The following is a 21508-nucleotide window of genomic DNA, read 5'->3' as shown; positions in this document are numbered from 1 at the left end:
AAAGCTCTTAGAGGCGGTACAGCATCGTATGACCGCTGATGTACCCGTAGGCTGCTATCTCTCGGGAGGCATCGACTCATGCTCGATCTTGGGTCTTGCATCGGCATCGACCCAAACCTCAGTTAAGGCGTTCACCATTGGATTTGATTCGGACGACTATGACGAGACGCCCATTGCGCGTGAAATGGCCGAGGCGACTGACGCTGACCATCACATTATGGCGCTCAAGGCGAATGATTTGTACGACCATTTTGTAAAAACCCTATGGCACACCGAGCGGACGATCTACAACACGCTGGGTGTCGCTAAGTACTTGATGAGTCAGGAAGTGCATGAGGCGGGCTATAAAGTCGTTATGACAGGCGAAGGCTCCGATGAACTGTTTGCTGGCTACCCAGCGTTTCGCAAGGATATGTTTTTACATGGTCTCGATCATCTACCCGAAATTGAGCGCCTCGAGTGGCAAAAGCTACTGGAAAAAAATAATCAGTTGTTTAAAGGTGCAATGCTGGCTCGAGAAGAATTCAGCAGCGATGCGTTAAACCAAAAAGTGGGCTTTACGCCGAGTTGTGTGCAACCTTGGCTGTCTTGTAGTAGCGTCGCTAAACCACTAATTAACAAAAGTCTGCAACAGCAACTTAAGGACTACGACCCGGGTCAGGCGATTGCAGACACATTAGATGAAGCCTACCTGACCGGGCGCCATCCACTTGATCGCGCACAGTACGTGTGGATTAAAACCATGTTAGAGGGGCAAATTCTAACATGGGGCGGGGACCGCGTGGATATGGCTAACTCGATGGAAGCGCGACCTGCGTTTCTCGATCATCACTTAGCAGAATACGCCTTTACGGTGCCTCCGCATTTACGCATAAAAGGTAACAAGGAGAAATATGTATTGCGTGAAGCGATGAAAGGCTTGTTGCCGGAAACGCTCTATAAACGCGAAAAGTTTGCATTTATGGCGCCACCTGCGCATACCGATCCCGAAAAATGGAAAGCAGTAGAACGTTTAGCGGAGGAGTTTTTGAGTGAGCAAGCGGTAAAGGATGCGGGCTTACTCGATTTTGATGCGGTACAAGCCGTGTTTGCGCGTCACAGCTCAAGTGATGTCACCGCTGAAGAGCAAGTACAGCTTGATGCAGTTATCAACCATATGCTCGGTGTACAAGTGTTACATCATCACTTCGTCGCAACCGATGTTCCAAAGCAAGCTCAACAGCGTGCTCAAGAACTCGGCTGGCACGCTTAACCGTTCTAGTTATCGGCGGTTACATACTTTATGTAATCGCCGTAACCATGTTCTTTCATTTCATCTAAAGGGATAAACTCTAGAGCAGCTGAGTTCATGCAATAGCGTAACCCCGTTGGTTTTGGACCATCGCTGAAAACGTGACCAATGTGATTATTACCATAGCGGCTGCGAATTTCTGTGCGTGTGTAAAACCAGCTGTTATCCTCTTTTTCCACCACCGCATCGGATGTGATCGGCTGGGTAAAGCTGGGCCAACCGGTACCCGATTTGTATTTATCTGTAGATGAAAATAAGGGCTCACCACTTAGAATATCAACGTAAATGCCGGGGCGCTTGTTATCCCAATAAGCGTTATTGAATGGCTCCTCAGTACCATCCTCTTGTGTTACCTCAAACTGAGTGTCAGTTAACTTTTGCTGCAACACTTCATCACTCGGTTTGCTGTAACTTTTCCAACGTGCTTGCGCTGCATCCGATTGATTGACTCCATTGGGATTTTGATTGGTGTACTGTTGATAATCGATATCTGAGGTATCTCCCCAGAACTTCTCGATGAAGTCATAACGTCCTGAATTAAACGTATAGACTTTGTAGCGGATCGGATTTTTATCATAATAATTTTGATGATAGTCCTCGGCGGGATAGAAGGACTTAAACCGTGTTATTGGCACGACAATAGGCTTTTTGAATGGTCCGTGTTCGGCTAGATATTGTTTGGTTTGCTGAGCAATTTTACGTTGTTGATCGGTGTGGTAAAAAATTTCTGGACGGTACTGCTGACCACGATCGACAAATTGACCTTTATTATCCGTGGGGTCAATGATACGCCAGAATTTTTGCAAAAGGGCGGCGTATGAAACAATGTTAGGATCATAATAGACTTGTACACTCTCAGTGTGACCTGTTTTACCTGCGGAAACTTCCTGGTAGGTCGGGTTGAGCTCTGTTCCACCGCTAAAACCTGAAATGACCTCTCGAACGCCGTTCATTTGCTCAAATGCTTCCTCAACACACCAAAAGCAGCCGCCAGCAAAAGTCGCTATTTGCTCGTGAGATTGCTTTTCGTTGATTTCATTTTGTGCCATGCTCAAGTGAGTGAAAAGAACAGCGAGCATGATGAATATATATTTGGACATAAAAAGCCTCCTGCATTACTGCTTCTAATAACAATATAGGTCAGTTGGGATGAAAAAGATTTATGTGAGTGGAATTTTTATGCTCGTGCTATGGACAGCACCTTCCCTTGCACAGGCGCAATCAGATGCGAATGACTCGAGTTCGGTGTCTCAAGAAAATACCTCAGATGGTTGGCTTGAGCAGTTTAGATATGGTTTAGAGACCTCCGTTGAGTCCAGCGCTCGCTGGGTTGATAGTTTTTTTGCTGACCGAGGCATGAACAGTGGTGAACATGAAACTTATGGACGCTTAACAGTCGCGCCGCAGTGGTCGGGTTACCATAAGTTTGAAGTCGATTCACGATTTCGTGCCCGATTTCAGCTGCCACACGCAAAAAAAGATTTCTCGGCTTTTTTAGGCCAAGTCGACGAGGGTGAGTTTTTAGACCAGCAGGACGTGGGTAAGCCTTCAGTGATCAACTCTCCAAATACAGATGATGAGTGGCTTATTGGGCTAGGTTTTAGCCGTCAAGTAAACGAAGCACACCGGTTGACCTACAGTGTTGGGGTGCGGGGCGGTATTAAGCTTGATACCTATGCGCGTGCTCGCTATCGGGTTGATAGCATTTTGTCAGATATCAGTTTAATGCGCTGGGAATCCTCAGTATTTTGGCGCGATAGTGATGGTTTTGGTGTTGCACAACGTATCGATACCGAAACTCAATTAACAACACATGTTGTCGCTAAATGGTCCGCGATCGGGACCTTTGCTCAAGAGACGCAGGGTGTGCGGTGGGGCTCATCGGCAACGGTCTATTTTTTAACAGGTAATGATCATGCCTATGCAACAGAAATTTGGTCCGAAGGAGAAAACGAAGCGCCTGTTACGGTAACGGGTTATGGTATTCGGGTACTTGATAGGCGCCGAATATACAAGTCGTGGCTGTTGATGGAGACATGGGTGGGGCACCATTGGCCTCGAGAGGAACGTTATGAAACCCGTCGAGGCCACTGGATGCTAGGTATTGAGTTTGAGCTCAGGTTTGGTAACAAGCAGCATTAGAACTCAACATCGATAAACACTGGATCGTGATCCGATGAGCGATAGGGTCCCACCTTGAAGTACTCGGTATCTTGGTAGCTAAATACCGTGGGTTCATCACTATTATAATGAATATGTTGGACATTTTTAACGCTATCGGTCAAACCCTGATCAATAAACACGTGGTCTAGCGCACCGGCTTGACTATCAAATACATAAGAGTATTCGTCGGCGCGCGAGACGTTACTAAAACCATGGTTCGCTATGTACTGTACCGGATCTTCTTTGTAGTAGGCGTTGAAGTCCCCTAATAGCACAGGTGCTGGGAATGCATTTTGCTTGACCCACTCGATTAGCGCCGCGGCTGAGTCAAGGCGTTGCTGATTCCAGCAATATTGACCATCATTTTGGTTGGCGTTAGGTCCATTGTCAGGGCATCCACCTTTCGACTTGAAGTGGTTTACGATAACGGTAAATTGCTGCCCGGATTGCTTGTCCTCCAACACTTGCGCTAAAGGTGGTCGGCTACCTGAGCGGAAAGGACCTTGAGTTATTGTATGCGCATGACCAATCGGTTTAACGCGATTACGATTGTAAATGAGACCGACAGCAATTTGATCGTCACCTAATCGTTGAGCTCTTGGCTCGGCGATAACATACGGGCTATCTTGTGCCTCATTTAACTGATTAACGAGCTGTACAATTGCACTGTCGGAGCCGTAACCGTCATTCTCAACCTCCATTAAGCCAAACACATCGGCGTCAATGTCGACCAGCGCTGAGACAATTTTAGCTTGTTGGCGTTGATACGCATCGAAGCTTTTCGCACCGCGTTCGGTCGGGAAACCATTTTTGTCACCATCGCCATTGAACAGGTTCAGCACATTAAAGCTTGAGATTCGTAGATACTCATTCTTTGCCTTGGGTGTCTCTGGCTCGCTAATATGTTTTGCGACTACGGCTTCCGTAGGCTGAATGCGTGCTCTACCACGAAACTCTGTAAGAATGCCAACAATCGGCATCATCGTTGTTCCGCTGCGCATTGAGTTTTGCGCTGAGCTCGTCAGCTGTTCAAACGGAAGTGTGTTGGGTTCTACATCACTGTTATCGTCTACTTGAACACGATTCAATTGGTTGATGCGCATTTGCTCGCGTGCGTCAGCGCCTGGCTCAACAATTTGTGATGGTGTAAACAAACGACCACTGGATACGTCAAAGTAGCCATGACGTGGTAATTGATAATGACCGGAGATTGTTAGTTCTTGCCCACTTTCGGCGACTAATGTAACTAACATATTCTCCAGTTGCTCGCGTTGTTCATTACTTTCAAAAGGCAACTTAACTTCAACGGGCGCGGGTAGCGGGCGTGCTTGAGGGCATGCCGAAAGCGAAGTCACGTCAACGAGACGTGTTTGTTCGTTGGCTTCTGTCACCTGTCCTGTAACAACCACAAAATCGCCTTCTGAAAAAGGTTGTTGGGTTGTTGAGCTAACAAATAAACCTTCAGATGTTCTCGGGTTGTTATCGGGCTCTGTGCTTTGTATGAAAAATCCAGCCAGCTGATCGTTAGCCGTCCATTTTCCTGTGACTGTTCCCGAAGTGGTTACGTTCTGCCCAACTAGAGGAGATTGCCATTCCTCACCTTGAATAGTGGATATCGGGGTAATCTCGGCTTGCTTTTCACCACAGTCTTGAGCATAGGCGGCTGTGGCATTGAGTAGCACAGCCATGGCGATAAAAAGTTTATTCATGAATGCTTGTCCATTTTGTGATAACTACCTACTTCCAAGACGGGGGCTGCGTCAAGCCGCTCAGCATCCATCATGGTCGCAATTCGTTGCATTGATGATAGCAGCAAGGATTGCTCCCACTCATCAAGTGCTTGAAACCTCTCAATAAAGTCTTCCTGTAAGGGTTGTGGCGCTTGAGCCAGTAGCGATTGACCTTGCTCGGTAATGTACATCAACACTCGACGTTTATCGGTGTTGCTACGTCGACGATAGATTAAACCGCGATGCTCCATTCGCTCAATAACATTTGAGACCGTTGCCGGGCTTAACGTGATATTTTGCGCGACTTCACTTGCGGTAATACCATCCCGAGCAACAATTTCACGTAGAATGAGTAACTGTGGCGCGGTTAATCCCGAGTATTTGTTGAGTTGTTTGGAGTGCAGATCAATGGCTCGAATGACTTTACGTAACGCGAGTAAAAGCTCTTCATACTTTTCCATTGTCGCTCCTAAAAGTTGAAACCGGTGGTCTAATAGCGTCGCGCAGATAAATCGGTACGACGTATTTGTACAATCATACCCAATTTGGGGTGATCAAAGTAGTGTGTTTCGTGACTAATCACCCGACGTAACTGGTCAAAGCGGTAGCTACGCAAAAATCGCTCTTCCTCAGTTTTATCCTGCGTTGAGGTCAGCAATGTTGACGCTTGTGCGGCAAGATCGCCATTCGGCGGAGCGATGAAAACTTCCTCACGAAGATTAAAATCGCCTTTGATATGTAAATAATTGCCCACTAGAAAGATATGAAGTGTGCCATCGAGTTCCCACACCGGCTTACTATTGGGTTCAGTTTGCAACGGTGCGAGGGACTGTCCGTCCTCATTTGCACCAAAACGGTGTTGCCCCTTTGCGAGAATGTCGAATAATTGCTCTATGTTCTGCATCCGTTGAGAGAGCGGGTCAAGTTCGTTACGAACGGTGCTAGGAGCGAACTTGACTGAATCTTGAGGTTTCATAAAGCCGTTAAACTGATATCGATCAGCAAAGTTTTTACCGCCGTAAAGATGAAACTTGTAACCATCATCACGACCAAACACAGGTTGTCGCCAAGCTAGGTGCAGCAAGGGCTGTGCTAAGCCGCGCTGCTCCAGCGTTTGCTCGGTTTCATTCAGCACCCAGTGGCTTTTAGGGACTAAAAAAGGACTGCGGGCATCTTTGATATCTTTTTCAGGGCCAAAAAAATGAACAGGAAGTTTGACGAGCTGTGAGAGTTTGCTCGGACGGTTGAAAGGACTACCATTTATTTCGATGCTAAGACGTTCGTCCTCATAACTACAGGGCAGGGCATTCCATTGCCAGTTGTGCTCTGCAAGTTCACAAAGTGGTAAATTGGCTCGCAAGTTGTGGTGATTTGCATTGACCACTTGTGCAATCAAGTCGTTTGCATTGGAAGTATCAATTGGTTCAAGATGAAGCGGAAACTGTTCACTGATATCTTGCTCAACTGTGTGTTTGAATAGCAACACTTCAACTTCAAACCAGCGCCAGTATTCAGGGTCCTGCTTGGCTTGTGCTTTGGGTAAAGCGAATAGACTGCTCAGCGTCAGTAACCCAAAAACTAGCCCCTTACACTTCATGTTGTTTTCCTCAGATCTATTTATCACTAGCAAGCTCATCTAAAAGCGACTGTATCAGTTCTAAGCGGCTTTGAGTATCCTCAATCGACTGAGTGACTCTGAGTTTCGTCGGTCCCTCGAGGCGATAATGATTCGGACATTTTTGGATGAGTCCGATAATGGTCTCCGGCTTCACCTTAGTTGTTTCACCAAACTCTATCGTACCGCCTTGATTACCCATATCAATTTTACGTATTCCTAACGCTTCTGAGTGGTTGCGTATGCGTGTTTGTGCGATTAAGTTTTTGCTAGCTTGGGGTAACAAGCCAAACCGATCGATAAGCTCAACCTGAATATCCTCGAGTTGTTCATCATTATTGCAACCAGCAATACGCTTATAAATGTTCAAGCGAATATTAACATCGGCAATATAGTCATCAGGTAACAAAGCGGGAATACGCAAATCAATTTCTGCTCGGTTTCGGGTTAACCCCTCAAGCGTTGGTTCCTGACCATTCTTAAGAGATTCTACAGCTTGCTCTAACATATCAGTGTAGAGTGTAAAGCCAATACTCTCTATTTGACCGCTTTGGTCATCACCCAGTAATTCGCCCGCACCACGAATTTCGAGATCGTGTGTCGCAAGCATGAATCCGGCACCTAGATCTTCTAGTTGTGCGATAGCCTCAAGCCGTTTTAGGGCGTCTTTTGTCATTCGTTTTGGGTGAGGCGTTAATAAATAGGCATACGCTTGGTGGTGAGAGCGCCCCACACGTCCCCTTAGCTGATGTAACTGAGCTAGACCAAGATGGTCTGCGCGATCAATGATAATGGTATTAGCCGACGGCACGTCGATGCCGGTTTCTATGATGGTCGTACAAACCAACACATTAAAACGTTGATGATAAAAGTCGCTCATGATGCGTTCAAGTTCACGCTCCCGCATTTGTCCATGAGCAACTGTGACGCTTGCCTCGGGAACAAGCGCTTCTATTTCTCTTGCCGTTTTTTCAATGGTGTCTACATTGTTGTGTAGAAAGTATACCTGTCCGCCCCGCAACGTTTCCCGTAAGATTGCTTCGCGAATAGTGGCATTGTCGTGTTCTCTAACAAAGGTCTTAACTGCTAAACGCCGCGCGGGAGGGGTTGCGATGATGGATAAATCACGAATGTTGTTCATCGCCATATTCAGTGTTCGGGGAATCGGCGTGGCCGTTAATGTTAATATATCGACGTTAGCACGTAATCTTTTTATCGCTTCCTTCTGACGAACACCAAAGCGGTGCTCTTCATCGACGATCAATAAGCCAAGCGCTTTCGCGTTGATGTCGCCCTGTAATAGCTTATGAGTACCAATCAAAATATCGACTTGACCGCTTTCAGTATCGGCAATAATTTGCTTTGACTGCTTAGCGGTCTTAAAGCGTGATAGCACCTCTATGCGCACGGGCCAGTCGGCAAATCTGTCTTTAAAGTTGTCGTAATGTTGTTGAGCTAACAAAGTTGTAGGCACCAAAACCATCACCTGACGACTGTCGTTTACAGCAATAAAAGCGGCACGCATCGCGACTTCCGTTTTACCAAAGCCTACATCGCCACAAACCAGACGGTCCATCGGGTGGGGCGCTGCCATATCCTGCACTACCGCATTAATTGCGGTCAGCTGATCGGTGGTTTCTTCAAATGGAAAACTATCCGCAAAACGCTGGTAGTCGTCTGCATCAATGGTAAAGCCATATCCTTCGTTCGACGCTCGTTTTGCATAAACATCAAGTAATTCCGCCGCTACATCGCGGATCTTCTCAGCGGCTCGTTTTTTGGCTTTCTCCCAACTGTCGTTTCCAAGTTTATGCAGTGGGGCATGGTTCTCCTCCCCCCCGCTATAACGACTCAATACATCCAGGCTTGCCACGGGTACATACAGCTTTGATTGTTGAGCGTATTCGATAGTGACAAATTCAGTGGTGACGTTGCCCGCGTCGAGAGTTGTTAGGCCTTGATAGCGACCCACACCGTGGTCTATGTGAACCACAGGTTGTCCAATTTTGAGTTCGGCTAAGTTGCGAATAAGCGCGTCGGAGCTTTGCGTCGGTTTTTGTTCACGTCGACGTCGTTGTGAAACACGATTGCCCATCAACTCGGTTTCGGTAATTAGATAGATATTTTCTGATTTTAAATGAACCGAATTAATGACGGGGCCGACTGTGAGTGCCAGCGGTTCATTGGATTGTTCAAAGTCACTGAAGTGAGCAACACTCGGTGCAGGGTAACCAATGCGCCCAAGTATATCGTGCAGTGCTTCTTTTCGTCCGGCGGACTCGGTGACGAATAGCAAACGTTGCCCCTGATCTATCGCAGTGCTGATTAACTCCTTAAGCTTGGCAAAGGGTTGCTTATTTTGATGTTCCGCAGCGATGTCTGTCACAGGTGCAGTATTGAAGGACACCGCACCGGGTGTTGGCTTACCGCTTGGAATTGCGGCCCGAATGCGACGCATTTGCTTAAAGCGGCTATGAACCTGCTCCGCCAACATGAATATTTCGTTTGGATGTAATAACGGCTTCTGCTGATCGTAGCGTCGTTGCTCATAACGATGATTTATATCGATCCAGAGCTTCTCAAGAGTGCCTTGAATATCGCCAAAGGTAACGAGCAATGCGTCGTTAGGTAGGTAATCAAATAATGTCGCCGTGTGTTCAAAAAACAACGGTAGGTAGTATTCAATGCCACCTGGCGTTTGGCCTTTACTTACTTGCTGGTAAAGTGATTCGCGCTCATTACTTATTTCGAAACGCTCTCTAAAGGCTGAACGGAAATGCTCTATACCCGCCTTCGTTAACGGAAACTCATGAGCCGGGAGGAGTTTGACGGATTCAACCGGTGTCAAAGAGCGTTGTGTTTCAGGATCAAACGGACGGATGCTATCAATTTCGTTGTCAAAGAAATCAATCCGATAGGGGGTTGTACTGCCCATCGGAAACAGGTCTAAGATTGAGCCACGACTACTAAACTCACCGTGTTCCATGACTTGCTCAACTGCACGATACCCATTACGCTCAAGTTGCTCGCGCAACGCAAGGGCATCAAGTTGTTGGTTGACGGTGAGGTTGAGCGACTGACTTTGTACAAACTCGACTGGGGCGATACGTTGTAACAGCGTGTTTAAACTAACAATTAACGCGCCACGACGGGCTTGTGGGAGACGGGCAAGCACGCTCAGACGTTCGGAAATGATGTCTTGATGTGGTGAAAAGGTATCATAAGGTAGCGTTTCCCAGTCTGGGAAAACGGTAATATCATCATGATAATCTGTATGCTCACCTGCGAAATAGCGAACTTCTTGTTCCAGCCGGTGCGCTTGATTTGCATCGGCGGTCACGACAAGTACCCGCCCAGGCGTTCTATCTATGACTTTTGCTAGCGCCAATGCAGGCGAGCTTCCGTTGAGATCGGTCCAACTGATGTCTTTCTGGGGCGAGTCTGTGTAAGGGGGATTAAAAACCGAAACTTTAGTCATGACAACCTAATGTTAACTACAATTCTGTGTTGCATTATACTTAAATCACCAGCAATTTGGATGTTATCGCTCGGAGTTTTCTGATTTGCTCGACTGTTTGCGTTGCTCTGCTCGCGCTTTGAGGTGACGAGTCTGGCTATGCAAGCTATGACGTATTACGTGTTCATGGTCCTGCTCCCTAATCTGAGCAAATTGGAAGGTCGCTTGATAGTTGTCATCGGATATTGTTTCAGACTCAGTGCACTCGACATAGCAATAGATAGCCAGCGACTCCTCGCGAAATATTAAATTAGCCTGAAAAGTATCGCCCACAGTCCATCTCGTGTCAGAATTGACACGAAACCCACCGCCACCAAATTCATGAGCGGTAAGTGCATACTCGTTACCGTGTGTTTGACTCAATAAATATCCGAGCATCATTCCCATTCTCTGGTTGATGAGTGCTAAGGCATCAACGAGCGCAGGAGAGTTCGGGTTTTCTGAACGCACTCGCTGGAGTGCCGACTGATCACTCCCAGCAAGCTCTGAGCAAAGCTTAAAAAGCTCCGGGATCTCCGAATGAAGTGCCTGTTCAGAAGGAACAGAGTCCACAGCTACGGGCGTCAGTTGCACAGGTAAGCTATCAGCTACAGTAAAATAGTCGCCAATAGGACGTAAATTAATAGACTGATTTGGCTGCATTTTTGTCTCGCAAAGTTGTCAGGCTGCTAACAACTCATTATCCTTGAGCTTTCCTAATAAGCAACCATCATTTCAAGGGCGTCGTTTGCGGTCAATTACACTTTCTATTGCGTTGAGATATAGCCGAACAAAAGCGTACTCGGCGTTCACCCGGTTTATTCAACGATTCGCATTAGGCGGAATCGCTGTCGGAGTGATGGCGTTGGTTGTCGTGATGTCCGTAATGAATGGCTTTGAGAATGAGCTTAAACAAAGAATTCTAGGCGGTGTCCCCCACGTTCAGCTCTACGGCGATCATGTGCTTGCTGAGCTTGATGATGTAACCGAAAAACTGCCAAAAGGCGCGTTGCAGTCGGTTTCTCCTTATGTGTCTACCGAAGCGCTTGTGCAAGTGCCGGGTAATCTTGCCGTCGTGACGTTACAAGGTTTTGACACCGGTGATTCGGCTCATCGCACGATTCCGACAGCGCTCGAGCAGGCATTAATAGCGGGACAGTGGAGTCGACTTGCAACGGGTGAATACAATATTATTTTAGGTCAAACGCTTGCGAATCAACTGAAGTTAGCGATTGGTGATAAGGTACGTATCGTCTCATCGAAGGGGGCCGTCTATAGTCCACTCGGTATGCTCCCCTCACAGCGAACTTTTCGACTAGTGGGGGTTTTTGCAATGCAATCTGACTTAGACAAGCACTTAGCGGTTGCAAACATTGATGATGTAGCCCGTTTAATTCGTGATCCCCGTGCAGCACAAAAGCAAGTTCAGCTCCAGCTCAATGATGCCTTCAATGCGCCGAAAGTTGCTTCAATCATTCGTTCGAATAGCACATTGTCCGTGACGGATTGGCGACAACGTTATGGTCAACTGTTTGATGCGGTCGGTATGGAAAAACGTATGATGTGGTTGATGCTCGCACTGATCATTGCTGTTGCCGCATTTAATACACTGTCGGCGTTGGCGATGGTGATTGATGATAAACGCCATGATATCGCAATTTTACAAACCATTGGCTTAACTCAGGCTCAAGTGCGTCGAGTATTTCTTATTCAGGGCTGTTACATAGGGGTTGTGGGTACCTCGGTAGGGTTGTTGCTAGGTATCCTTTTGGCGCTGTTTATTAACCCTATTTTGCAAACACTGGGAACGCATTTTGTTGCCGGTTTAGGACAACAGCTCCCCGTTCAATTTGAGTGGACGCAGGTCTGCTTCATCGCTTTTTTCGCACTGATACTCGCCCTTGTTGCCGCTTTCTACCCAGCAGCCAAAGCGGCACAAACTGAACCTTCCGAGGCGTTAAGATATGACTAATGATTTGATCACAGCCCACAATGTGAACAAGACTTTCCGAGATGGTGATAACCAGGTAACAGTGTTGAAGCACGTTAACCTTGAAGTTAAACATGGCGAGGTGATGGCAATAGTTGGCAGTTCAGGTTCTGGTAAAAGTACATTGCTTCATATATTGGCCGGCTTAGATGTTCCATCATCCGGTGAGGTGTATTTTGAGGATGCTGAAATTACACAGTTAACGGGCTCACAAAAGGCGCAGCTTAGAAACCAAAATATTGGCTTTGTGTATCAGTTTCATCACTTGTTACCAGAGTTTGACGCATTGGAGAATGTTGCGATGCCGCTCCGTATCTCGGGTGAGACTGAGAGCATTGCAACTGAGCGAGCGCAGCTTTTACTTGAACGAGTGGGTTTATCCGAACGAATGCATCACCGTCCCGCGCAGTTGTCTGGTGGTGAACGACAGCGAGTGGCGATCGCTCGCGCATTCGCCAATAAGCCCAAACTTGTGGTTGCGGATGAGCCAACGGGTAATTTGGATGGGCAAACGGCAGAGTCAGTGTTTGAGTTGATTCTTGAAATGAATAAAGAATTTGGTACGGCATTTATTATTGTTACGCATGATATGGCGCTTGCTGAGCGGATAGGCTCGGTTTATCGACTCCATGATGGCTGTTTAACTGCTGTGGATACGATTTAATGCTTACATTTAAATTAGCTCAACGCTTTTCTGAACGCCGCAGTCGTTCAGGTTTATTCGCCTTTATTGCTTCATCATCGACGGTGGGCATTGTGCTCGGTTGTGCTGTGTTGATAGCGAGCCTGTCAATGATGAATGGCTTTGAGAACGTGTTAGAACAGAAGTTACTTAAAGCGGTTCCTCATGCTTCATTTACCAAAGTAGAAGGCACCTTTGATAACTGGGCACGTATCGTCAAAATCGCCAAACGTGATAGCCGAGTCGCTGAGGCTTATCCGGTGATCAAACAAACTGCGATGCTTCGTTCGGGTGATCAGTTCAAAGGAATCATGTTAGAGGGTATCGCACCTAATGGTCCTCATCCGAGTGCCACTGAGTTTTTTACTGAGGGTGCGCGAGCGCAACTCAATCAACTCAACACCATCGTGTTGGGTCAGGGTATTGCGCACACTTACGGTGTTGAGGTGGGTGATACATTAGAACTGTTGGTTGCCGATAAAAGTAGTCAACAGTTTCGTTCGCCGCAACGTCACCGTTTGAAAGTCGTCGGACTATTTGAGTTCGGTGGTGAACTCGATCATCAAATGGGCTATGTCAGTCTTGATACGGCTCGCGTTATTGGTGAAATTAAACACGGTGTCTCGACGGTAGAATTAAAAGTAACTGACGTTTTTCAAGCGTCTCAGGTGGCGAATTCAGTGGGTAATCAGTTACCCGAGTTGGTGTATGTCGATCACTGGATGCGTACGCAGGGACACCTCTACCGTGATATTGAGCTCGTTCGCACGGTGATTTACTTGGTTCTCGTACTCGTGATGGCGGTTGCATGCTTTAATATTGTTTCCACATTAGTCATGACAGTGACAAAGAAGCGACCGCAGATCGCAATGTTGAAAACAATGGGATTAGATAACCGTCGTATTGTTGCTACGTTCTTTTGGCAAGGCACGTTGAGTGGATTGAAAGGTGCATTTTGGGGGAGCCTATGGGGCGTTGCATTGGCTTCTGCGTTACCGCAAATCATTCTTCTACTGGAGCAAGCATTACACTTTCAGGTTTTATCCGACGACGTATACTTCGTCAGTGAAGTACCGTCTGTATGGCGTTGGATTGATGTCGTGCTGGTGTGTTGTGTCGCAATTACGATGAGTGCGATTGCCACACTTTATCCTGCGTGGCGAGCAACACAAATAGAACCTGCGCAAGCATTACATGAACATCATTAATTGCGCTGTTTACCACGATGTTGGCGCGCCTCCCAGGCGCGCACAACGGATACACGCCACATAACACGAATGGTAATGTAACTCACCAAACTTGTTAGCGTGCCCATTATAAAACAGCCGAGTAAAAATGCGGGACCGATGGTCTCGATACTATAGATAAGCCAGTCCCAACTTAATTCAAAATTAAAAGGATGCGCGGGTGCAGAAAGGACCACGCGACCAACTTCGTAGCAGAAATAAAACAGGGGTGGCATGGTAATGGGGTTAGATACCCAGACTAAGCCAACTGACAGCGGCAGGTTGACCCGAAACATAATGGCGCCTGCTGCGGCTAGAAGCATTTGAAACGGAACCGGGATAAATGCACAAAATAACCCCACCGCAAACGCACCCGAGGCAGAGCGGCGATTTAAGTGCCACAAGTTAGCATCATGCAATAATGAACCAAATACCCTCAGTGCGCGTGTTTGGCGAATTTTTTCATGATTCGGCATCCATTTTTTGATCATGCGTCTTGCCATTGCAATTCCCGTTTACATCTAATTGTGCGACTGAACTGGAAACACCGAATGGGATACAGCTCGTTAACTTTGCTCGCCGGAACAGTAATGGCGCTGTATTCTACTCACTTAATCGAAACGTGGCTAGTCGCATTCGTGATTGTAGTGGTGAGTTGCCTTGTACCGTTTTGTTCCCACTTTCGACGATTTCTTGTCCATTTTATTTTACTTCTTATAGGAATACTGTCAGGAACTTATTTTGTATCAAACCTGGCTGAGCAACAGAGCCAACTGCCGGACCGCGAGTGGGTGTTGGCTCACTTAAAAATAGAGCAAGTTGATTACCACGGTGATGAGAGAAGTCGCTTTGTTGCCGAATTGTCCCGAGTCTCGTTTGCGGGACGCGTCCTCGTCGAGGACTGTCAATGCCGGGTGCAATTATATTGGTATGGCGACACGAAGAGGTATCAATTAGCACCTGGGCAGCGTTATAGCGCCGAAATCAATTTAAAAAATCCAACCACATATTGGAATCAGGGAGGTGAACGACCGGCGCGCTACCTGTGGGCTAAGCAGCTCGCAAAGCAAGGTTACGTGCGCGCTATGAAACTAAATCAGGTAGCGCCATCCCTCCGTTGGCGTATCTACGATTCGTTTCAACACGCTGATCTTGAGTTTCGCGGCTTACTGCAAGCGTTAGCAATCGGTTATAGAGGTGACATCCCGCAGGCGCAACGCGTGGTTTGGCAACGTCATGGTTTGCAACATCTCATGGCGATTTCTGGGTTACATATCAGTTTGGTTGCGGGACTTGTTTTTTTATTGATTAGGCAGTGTCTATCGGTATTTCCTCACCGTGGATTCTTACTGCGTAACCGAGAGCGTTTAGTCTTGAACCCAGTCGCTGCAGTTATTGCGTTGTTGGGTGCACTTATATACACCGCATTAGCTGGCTTTGCTATTTCAGCACAACGCGCATGGCTTATGTTGTTGCTTTTTTGGGGGCAGCGATGGCTCGGTTTAACGACCCGCTCATGGAAAAGGCTTTGGTATGCCGCGATTATCTTGGTCGTAAGCGATCCGGGTAGTTGGCACGATATTGGTTTTTGGTTTTCAATTTTAGCTGTCACCGTCATTTTATTGTGCCAGTGGAGTTGGCGAAATAAGCCATCTGCATCGTGGGTAACACGTATCTGGCAGACCTTCTACCTGCAATTATTATTCTTAACCCTGATGGGGCCGATGTCGCTAGCGTTGTTTGACGGCGTGTCATTGATTGCACCGTTTTCCAATCTATTCGTTGTGCCTATTATTGCTATCTGGGTGCTTCCCTTAACGCTTCTGGGCGCAATAGCAGCGATGTGTTGGTCAGATAGTTTTGCAGCGAATCTCTGGTGGCTAGCCGAACAGCCGTTAATAGCGATTCAGCCATTACTAACAACGCTTGCTGATGTGCCGCTAGTATGGTTTTCGAGCACATTACCGACAGTCACTGGCACGATTTTTTGGTTATTCGCGCTGGCGCTGCTGTTGCCGTATTGGCTACCGCGGTATTTCTCGATAGGAAGTGCTGTGTTGGCGGCTATTGCAAGCGGTTATTATTTCTTAGAACGAGGGCAAAAAGCGGATGTTATGTTTCATGTGTTGGATGTCGGTCAAGCGCAGGCGCTGGTCATTGAACGGCAAAATAAGGCTTGGCTTATCGATTTGGGACGAAGGTTCTATCGTGGACGTGGTCACTTTGAGTCAGTGATTGAACCCTTTCTTAAGCAACGTGGCTTGACGGTAGAACGGGTTTCTATTACCCACAGTGATTCAGATCACAGTGGCGACTGGCGTTTAGCACAAACGCGGCTACCCAATGCGCAATGGTTTGGCACGATGACTCAGCAGCCGTGTCAAGTTGGGCAGCGCGGACGCTGGCGCGGTATTTCTTGGAAGGTACTGTGGCCAAACCGGGTCGATGTTAAAAATAGTAACGCGACGTCGTGTGTTTACCAATTTAGCTATGGTGCCATTGACTGGCTAATAACGGGCGACATCGGTTTTTCCGAAGAGCGTATGATGGTTGAAGAGCAATTAGTTGGGCCTGTTGAAATACTGGTGGCACCGCATCATGGCAGTGCTTTTTCGTTAGGGTCGTTGCTACTTGAGGCGACTCAGCCTGACGTGACTTTAGTCAGTGTCGGACGTTCCAACGCCTATGGAATGCCTGATATGTATACTCAACAAAGAGCGCTAGATTTCGGCAGTCAATGGGCGACGACGGCAGATTGGGGGCAGTTATCGATTGCTATCAAAGACCGTGTGTGGCGCTTGAAAACACCCGCGTTATTCGACAAAACGAATGCAAAGTCCTACAGTTCGACTAGCCAACCGTGATATAAAGCAGATAAAATAGCTGGGATTTTCAGAAACTAATGGCATTGCATGGATTCTAACAAGGAACAAACGAGCTCACTTAAGCGGCTCGCATCTTATATAAAGCCTTACAAATCTGCCTTTATCGTCGCTATCATCGGTATGTTGGGCTACGCAGGCGTCGATACTCTCTTTTTCTCACAAATTGAAACACTCATAGACGAAGGTTTGACTCAACAAGACTCAAGTGTCTTGCTGTGGGGGGCCGTATTCGTGCCGGTGTTTTTTATTGTGCGCGGGTTATTCAACTTCATTTCTACCTATTTCTTAAGCTGGGTGGGTTTTAAAGTGGTAACACGCATGCGTCAGCAACTGTTTGAGCACCTCATGAAGCTACCGGTGGCGTTTCATGACAACCATTCTACGGGTGACTTGATATCTAAAATCACTTACGACACCCAACAGGTGGCCGAAGCAAGCAGTCGTGCTTTACTGATCTTAATCCGTGATGGCGGATTTGTAGTCGGTTTGTTGTGTTTGATGTTTTATCAAAGCTGGCAGCTTAGCTTGGTTTTCTTGGTGATTGGGCCCGTCATTGCTAAATTTGTCGGAGTAGTATCGAAACGTTTTCGTGTTGTCAGTGGGCGTATTCAGACTGCGATGGGGAACGTCACGACCACTGCCGAACAAATGATCAACGGGCACAAAGTTGTGGTCATGCATGAAGGTCAAAAGCTCGAGTCAAAACGCTTTGGCGAAATCAACAACATCACTCGTAACCAAAACATGAAACTGGTGAGCACGCGCGCGATCAGCACATCGGTGATCCAGTTTATTGCGTCGTTGAGCTTGGCGATGGTCCTCGTTATCGCCAGTTTTCCCGAGATGTTGGAAAACTTATCGGCGGGTGCGTTTACCACGTTATTGACATCAATGATTATGTTGCTGCGACCATTGAAACAGTTGAGTAACGTGAATAGTGATTTTCAGCGCGGCTTAGCGGCCGCCTCAAGTGTATTCGAGATTCTCGACCAGCCCATTGAAGTTGACAAGGGCACACATATGGTGGAACGAGTTAAAGGTGATATTGAGTTTAATCATGTGACGTTTCGCTATAATGAACACGAAGACCCCGCTTTGGACGATATCAGCTTTGCGGTGGGAGAAGGTAAGACCCTCGCTTTAGTAGGGCGCTCGGGGAGCGGCAAATCAACGATTTCAAATCTATTAACTCGCTTTTATGACGTAACTAACGGCGAAGTGACGATTGATGGGCGGAACATACAAGATTACCGTTTAAAATGTTTACGTCGTCAGATTGCGTTAGTTTCGCAGCATGTCACACTCTTTAACGATACTATTGCCAATAATATTGCCTACGGAACATCAAAGAATGTTTCGCGAGAAGATATTATTAAGGCCGCAGAGCAAGCTTACGTCACCGAGTTTACCGACAATATGAGTCACGGCTTAGACACCATGGTGGGCGAAAACGGCGTCATGCTATCAGGTGGACAACGCCAACGTATCGCTATCGCGCGTGCGTTACTGCAGGATGCACCTATTTTGATACTCGATGAGGCGACGTCAGCGCTTGATACAGAGTCTGAGCGTCATATTCAAAAAGCATTGGGCGTGTTACGTACCAATCGAACTTCAATTGTAATAGCACATCGTTTATCCACGATTGAGAATGCCGATGAAATATTAGTTATGGATAACGGGCATATTGTCGAGCGTGGGGATCATCAGTCGTTATTAGCGAACGAGGGACCTTATTACCAGCTACATAATCTGCAATTTAGTGGAGTTAATTAGATGTGGCTCGAGCGACAATGGTATCGCAAACGCTTACACCCGTTATTGTATCTTCTTACGCCACTGTCGCTGCTGTTTTGGCTGCTGACCAATTTGCGACGTTCGTTTTATCGTATGGGAGTGATACGGTCATTTAAGGCGCCTGTACCCGTGCTTGTGGTCGGCAACATTAGTGTGGGCGGTACCGGCAAAACACCAACGGTCGTGGCTTTAGTTGATATGCTTAAATCTGAGGGCTACACACCGGGCATCGTGAGTCGAGGTTACGGTGCTAAAGCTCAAAGTCCGCATCATGTCGCGGTCGACGATACTGCTGAGTTGGCGGGGGATGAACCGCTGATGTTACGTCAGATTACCGGTGTACCTGTGGTTATTAGCCCCAACCGCGCCGACGCGACTAAACACCTTTTAGCCGAACATCCGAACATTGATTTCGTTATTAGCGATGATGGTATGCAACACTATGCGCTAGGTCGTGACTTAGAAGTAATTTTGGTCGATGCTGAGCGAGGTCTAGGTAATGGTTGGCTGTTACCAACAGGTCCATTGAGAGAAGGACCTTGGCGTTTGCGTGGAGCGCGTTGGGTATTGTCACTCTATGCTCAACACCCGTTTGCTCACTATGTTGGCGAGGTGAAAGCACAGGCTTGGCGACGTGTCATTGATGACGAAGTGGTTGAGCTGCCAGAACATGGAGCACTTTACGCGTTGGCCGGCATTGGTAATCCAGAGCGATTTTTTACTAGTTTACGTCATCAAGGCATCGAGCTTGCCAGTACGCAAGCGTTTCCTGATCATTACCGGTTTACAGCCGACGATTTGCAGGCGTTCAAAGATAAAACGCTACTGATGACTCAGAAAGATGCCGCGAAGTGTCGTGGCATGGCGACAGATAATTGGTACTATCAACCGATATCTGCACAATTTCCTGATAAATTTAAGGCTGATTTGCTTGAGGCAATTCGGCATATTCATAAATGAGGTTTAACCGTGAGTTTTGATAAAGGTTTACTGAACATAATTGCCTGCCCTAGCTGTAAAGGCAAGTTAGTGTGGCATGAGGCCAAGCAGTGGCTCGTTTGTCGAGGCGAACAATTAGCATTTGAGCTGGAAGAGGGCATCCCTGTGCTTATGAGCGAAAAGGCTAAAACGTTGAGTTCGGATGAGATGGAGCAGGTACCTTTATGAGTTTTACTGTAATTATTCCTGCGCGTTATCCATCGAGCCGTTTACCAGGTAAACCTCTAGCCGATATTGGCGGCAAGCCGATGATTCAACATGTTTATGAGCGCGCTTTGCAAAGTGGTGCGGCTGAAGTGATTATTGCTACAGATGACCAGCGTATTGCTGACGAAGTGGAACGTTTTGGTGGACGCAGTATGCTGACCTCGAGCGAGCATCAATCGGGTACAGAACGGCTGGCTGAGGTCGTAGAGCAGTTGGCTTTGTCCGAAGATCAAGTCGTGGTTAATGTCCAAGGTGATGAGCCTTTTATTCCGCCTGAAATTATCCGGCAAGTGGCTGATAACTTGGCGAATCAACGTGTTGCACCGATGGCGACATTAGCAGTGCCGATGGCGACCTCCGATGAAGTGTTCAACCCGAATGCAGTAAAGGTGGTATGTGACTCGGCAGGATACGCGCTTTATTTCAGTCGAGCGCCTATTCCTTATAACCGTGAACAATTTAAGTCATTGAACGATCAGCAGCCTGAACAGGTCGATGGTTACATGCGACATATCGGCATTTATGCCTATCGTGCGGACTTTATTAAACGCTATGTAGCTTGGAATGAGAGTCCGCTTGAGCGGATTGAATCGTTAGAGCAATTACGCGTCCTGTGGCATGGCGAGAAAATTCATGTTGCTGAGGCCATTATGCCCCCAGCCGCAGGGATTGATACGCCAGAGGACTTAGAACAAGCCCGCCAGCGTATAAAATAAAGCGCGTGGCAGCGATGGTTAGTCCATCGCTGCCATCTGCGCATACTCATCTTCGAAAAAGAACTTGTCCTCACCAAAGGCCGGTTTCAATTGATGTAACCAAGTTGCGTTTGGGTCATATTTAGCAAAGAATGGACGCTGTACCCAGTCTGGATTACGGCCTTGAATGAAGCGTAATGCGAAGACTTTTTCGCCTGCCACTTCAGTCACACCTTGTACCTCAACTTTACCAGGACCTGCACTCATCGATGGACCTCGAACTGTGCGCGCAATACCCGATACTTGTTGATAAGCCTGTTGGAATACTTCCCATGTACGCTCAAGCGGCACTTCAAAGTAACGTTTAGCGCCTGTGTCACGTTCGACAAACATATAATAGGGGATCATGCCGAGCTGAACTTCGCGCTCCCACATATCCGCCCATACTTTAGGGTCGTCATTAATGTGGCGTAATAAAGGCGCCTGACAGCGTATTTGTGCGCCTGTGGCACGTAAACGACGAATTGCTTCTTCGCAGACTTCGGTGCGTAATTCGTTGTGATGGTTCAAATGCGCCATAATGGAGACATGTTTCCCCCCACGCACAAGCTTCTCAAGCAAACGCATTAATTCATCAGCGTCGGGGTCCGTAATGAAGCGATAAGGCCAAAATGTTAGCGCTTTGGTGCCAATACGAATCGTTTTAATATGGTCGAACTCAGGCTGCAGTAG

17 protein-coding genes and 1 pseudogene are annotated in these 21508 nt (G+C 47.3%); 10 read left to right on the top strand and 8 right to left on the bottom strand.

Annotated features, from left to right (window positions below):
• The coding region (locus ABNS04_RS09990; protein WP_348671408.1) for an asparagine synthase C-terminal domain-containing protein at positions 1-1252 on the top strand (1252 nt) is incomplete at its 5' end.
• A 5-nt stretch (positions 1253-1257) separates the two neighbouring features.
• On the opposite strand, the gene msrB is transcribed toward ABNS04_RS09990, so the two are convergent.
• The gene (gene msrB, locus ABNS04_RS09985) at positions 1258-2340 is read right to left on the bottom strand and encodes a peptide-methionine (R)-S-oxide reductase MsrB (protein ID WP_272978027.1); all 1083 of its coding nucleotides are present in this window, start codon (positions 2338-2340) and stop codon (positions 1258-1260) included.
• 100 nt (positions 2341-2440) lie between these two features.
• On the opposite strand from msrB, the gene ABNS04_RS09980 reads away from it, so the two are divergent.
• Positions 2441-3433, top strand: coding sequence for a hypothetical protein (locus tag ABNS04_RS09980; protein ID WP_272978017.1), 993 nt, complete (start codon positions 2441-2443; stop codon positions 3431-3433).
• Here ABNS04_RS09980 and ABNS04_RS09975 read toward each other — a convergent pair.
• The 5 genes from ABNS04_RS09975 to ABNS04_RS09955 all read right to left on the bottom strand — a co-directional run bounded on the left by ABNS04_RS09975 (position 3430) and on the right by ABNS04_RS09955 (position 10958).
• Positions 3430-5163 (bottom strand): ExeM/NucH family extracellular endonuclease, encoded by a 1734-nt coding sequence (locus tag ABNS04_RS09975; RefSeq protein WP_272978018.1) that lies wholly within the window; start codon positions 5161-5163, stop codon positions 3430-3432. The genes ABNS04_RS09980 and ABNS04_RS09975 overlap by 4 nt on opposite strands.
• The gene (locus ABNS04_RS09970; RefSeq protein ID WP_006955538.1) at positions 5160-5645 is read right to left on the bottom strand and encodes a MarR family transcriptional regulator; all 486 of its coding nucleotides are present in this window, start codon (positions 5643-5645) and stop codon (positions 5160-5162) included. Before ABNS04_RS09970 ends, ABNS04_RS09975 begins: the two co-directional genes overlap by 4 nt.
• A gap of 29 nt (positions 5646-5674) precedes the next feature.
• Complete coding sequence (locus ABNS04_RS09965; RefSeq protein WP_006955537.1) at positions 5675-6781, bottom strand: CsiV family protein; 1107 nt, start codon at positions 6779-6781, stop codon at positions 5675-5677.
• Between the two features lie 16 nt (positions 6782-6797).
• Complete coding sequence (gene mfd, locus ABNS04_RS09960; RefSeq protein WP_272978019.1) at positions 6798-10277, bottom strand: transcription-repair coupling factor; 3480 nt, start codon at positions 10275-10277, stop codon at positions 6798-6800.
• Positions 10278-10340: 63 nt separating this feature from the next.
• Complete coding sequence (locus tag ABNS04_RS09955; RefSeq protein WP_272978020.1) at positions 10341-10958, bottom strand: PilZ domain-containing protein; 618 nt, start codon at positions 10956-10958, stop codon at positions 10341-10343.
• Between the two features lie 85 nt (positions 10959-11043).
• On the opposite strand from ABNS04_RS09955, the gene ABNS04_RS09950 reads away from it, so the two are divergent.
• The 3 genes from ABNS04_RS09950 to ABNS04_RS09940 are packed head-to-tail and all read left to right on the top strand — an operon-like array spanning position 11044 to position 14175.
• Positions 11044-12267, top strand: a complete 1224-nt coding sequence (locus ABNS04_RS09950; protein ID WP_286681908.1) for a lipoprotein-releasing ABC transporter permease subunit — start codon at positions 11044-11046, stop codon at positions 12265-12267.
• On the top strand, positions 12260-12949 hold the full coding sequence (gene lolD, locus ABNS04_RS09945) for a lipoprotein-releasing ABC transporter ATP-binding protein LolD (RefSeq protein WP_006955533.1): 690 nt from the start codon (positions 12260-12262) through the stop codon (positions 12947-12949). Before ABNS04_RS09950 ends, lolD begins: the two co-directional genes overlap by 8 nt.
• Positions 12949-14175: a lipoprotein-releasing ABC transporter permease subunit gene (locus ABNS04_RS09940; RefSeq protein ID WP_272978021.1), complete on the top strand. Its 1227-nt coding sequence runs from the start codon at positions 12949-12951 to the stop codon at positions 14173-14175. The genes lolD and ABNS04_RS09940 overlap by 1 nt, the downstream gene beginning before the upstream one ends.
• Here the strand turns inward: ABNS04_RS09940 and ABNS04_RS09935 are convergent.
• Positions 14172-14696 (bottom strand): DUF2062 domain-containing protein, encoded by a 525-nt coding sequence (locus tag ABNS04_RS09935; protein ID WP_040487877.1) that lies wholly within the window; start codon positions 14694-14696, stop codon positions 14172-14174. The two genes, ABNS04_RS09940 and ABNS04_RS09935, sit on opposite strands and share 4 nt — an antisense overlap.
• Before the next feature lie 87 nt (positions 14697-14783).
• Here ABNS04_RS09935 and ABNS04_RS09930 point away from each other — a divergent pair, with 87 nt between their 5' ends.
• The 5 genes from ABNS04_RS09930 to kdsB are packed head-to-tail and all read left to right on the top strand — an operon-like array spanning position 14784 to position 20797.
• A complete protein-coding gene (locus ABNS04_RS09930) occupies positions 14784-17057 on the top strand; it encodes a DNA internalization-related competence protein ComEC/Rec2 (protein ID WP_272978022.1) in 2274 nt (757 codons plus the stop codon).
• A 48-nt stretch (positions 17058-17105) separates the two neighbouring features.
• Positions 17106-18854, top strand: coding sequence for a lipid A export permease/ATP-binding protein MsbA (gene msbA / locus ABNS04_RS09925; protein WP_006955529.1), 1749 nt, complete (start codon positions 17106-17108; stop codon positions 18852-18854).
• On the top strand, positions 18855-19835 hold the full coding sequence (gene lpxK / locus ABNS04_RS09920; protein ID WP_272978023.1) for a tetraacyldisaccharide 4'-kinase: 981 nt from the start codon (positions 18855-18857) through the stop codon (positions 19833-19835). It begins immediately after the preceding gene.
• A gap of 9 nt (positions 19836-19844) precedes the next feature.
• Positions 19845-20042 (top strand): Trm112 family protein, encoded by a 198-nt coding sequence (locus ABNS04_RS09915; protein WP_006955527.1) that lies wholly within the window; start codon positions 19845-19847, stop codon positions 20040-20042.
• Complete coding sequence (gene kdsB, locus ABNS04_RS09910) at positions 20039-20797, top strand: 3-deoxy-manno-octulosonate cytidylyltransferase (protein ID WP_006955526.1); 759 nt, start codon at positions 20039-20041, stop codon at positions 20795-20797. The genes ABNS04_RS09915 and kdsB overlap by 4 nt, the downstream gene beginning before the upstream one ends.
• Before the next feature lie 18 nt (positions 20798-20815).
• Here kdsB and ABNS04_RS09905 read toward each other — a convergent pair.
• Positions 20816-21508, bottom strand: a pseudogene (locus tag ABNS04_RS09905) (lysine 2,3-aminomutase); the annotation flags it as partial.

Source organism: uncultured Idiomarina sp. (assembly GCF_964010655.1).
Classification (GTDB): Bacteria; Pseudomonadota; Gammaproteobacteria; order Enterobacterales; family Alteromonadaceae; genus Idiomarina; species Idiomarina baltica.
This window is presented reverse-complemented; position numbering and strand designations above follow the sequence as displayed.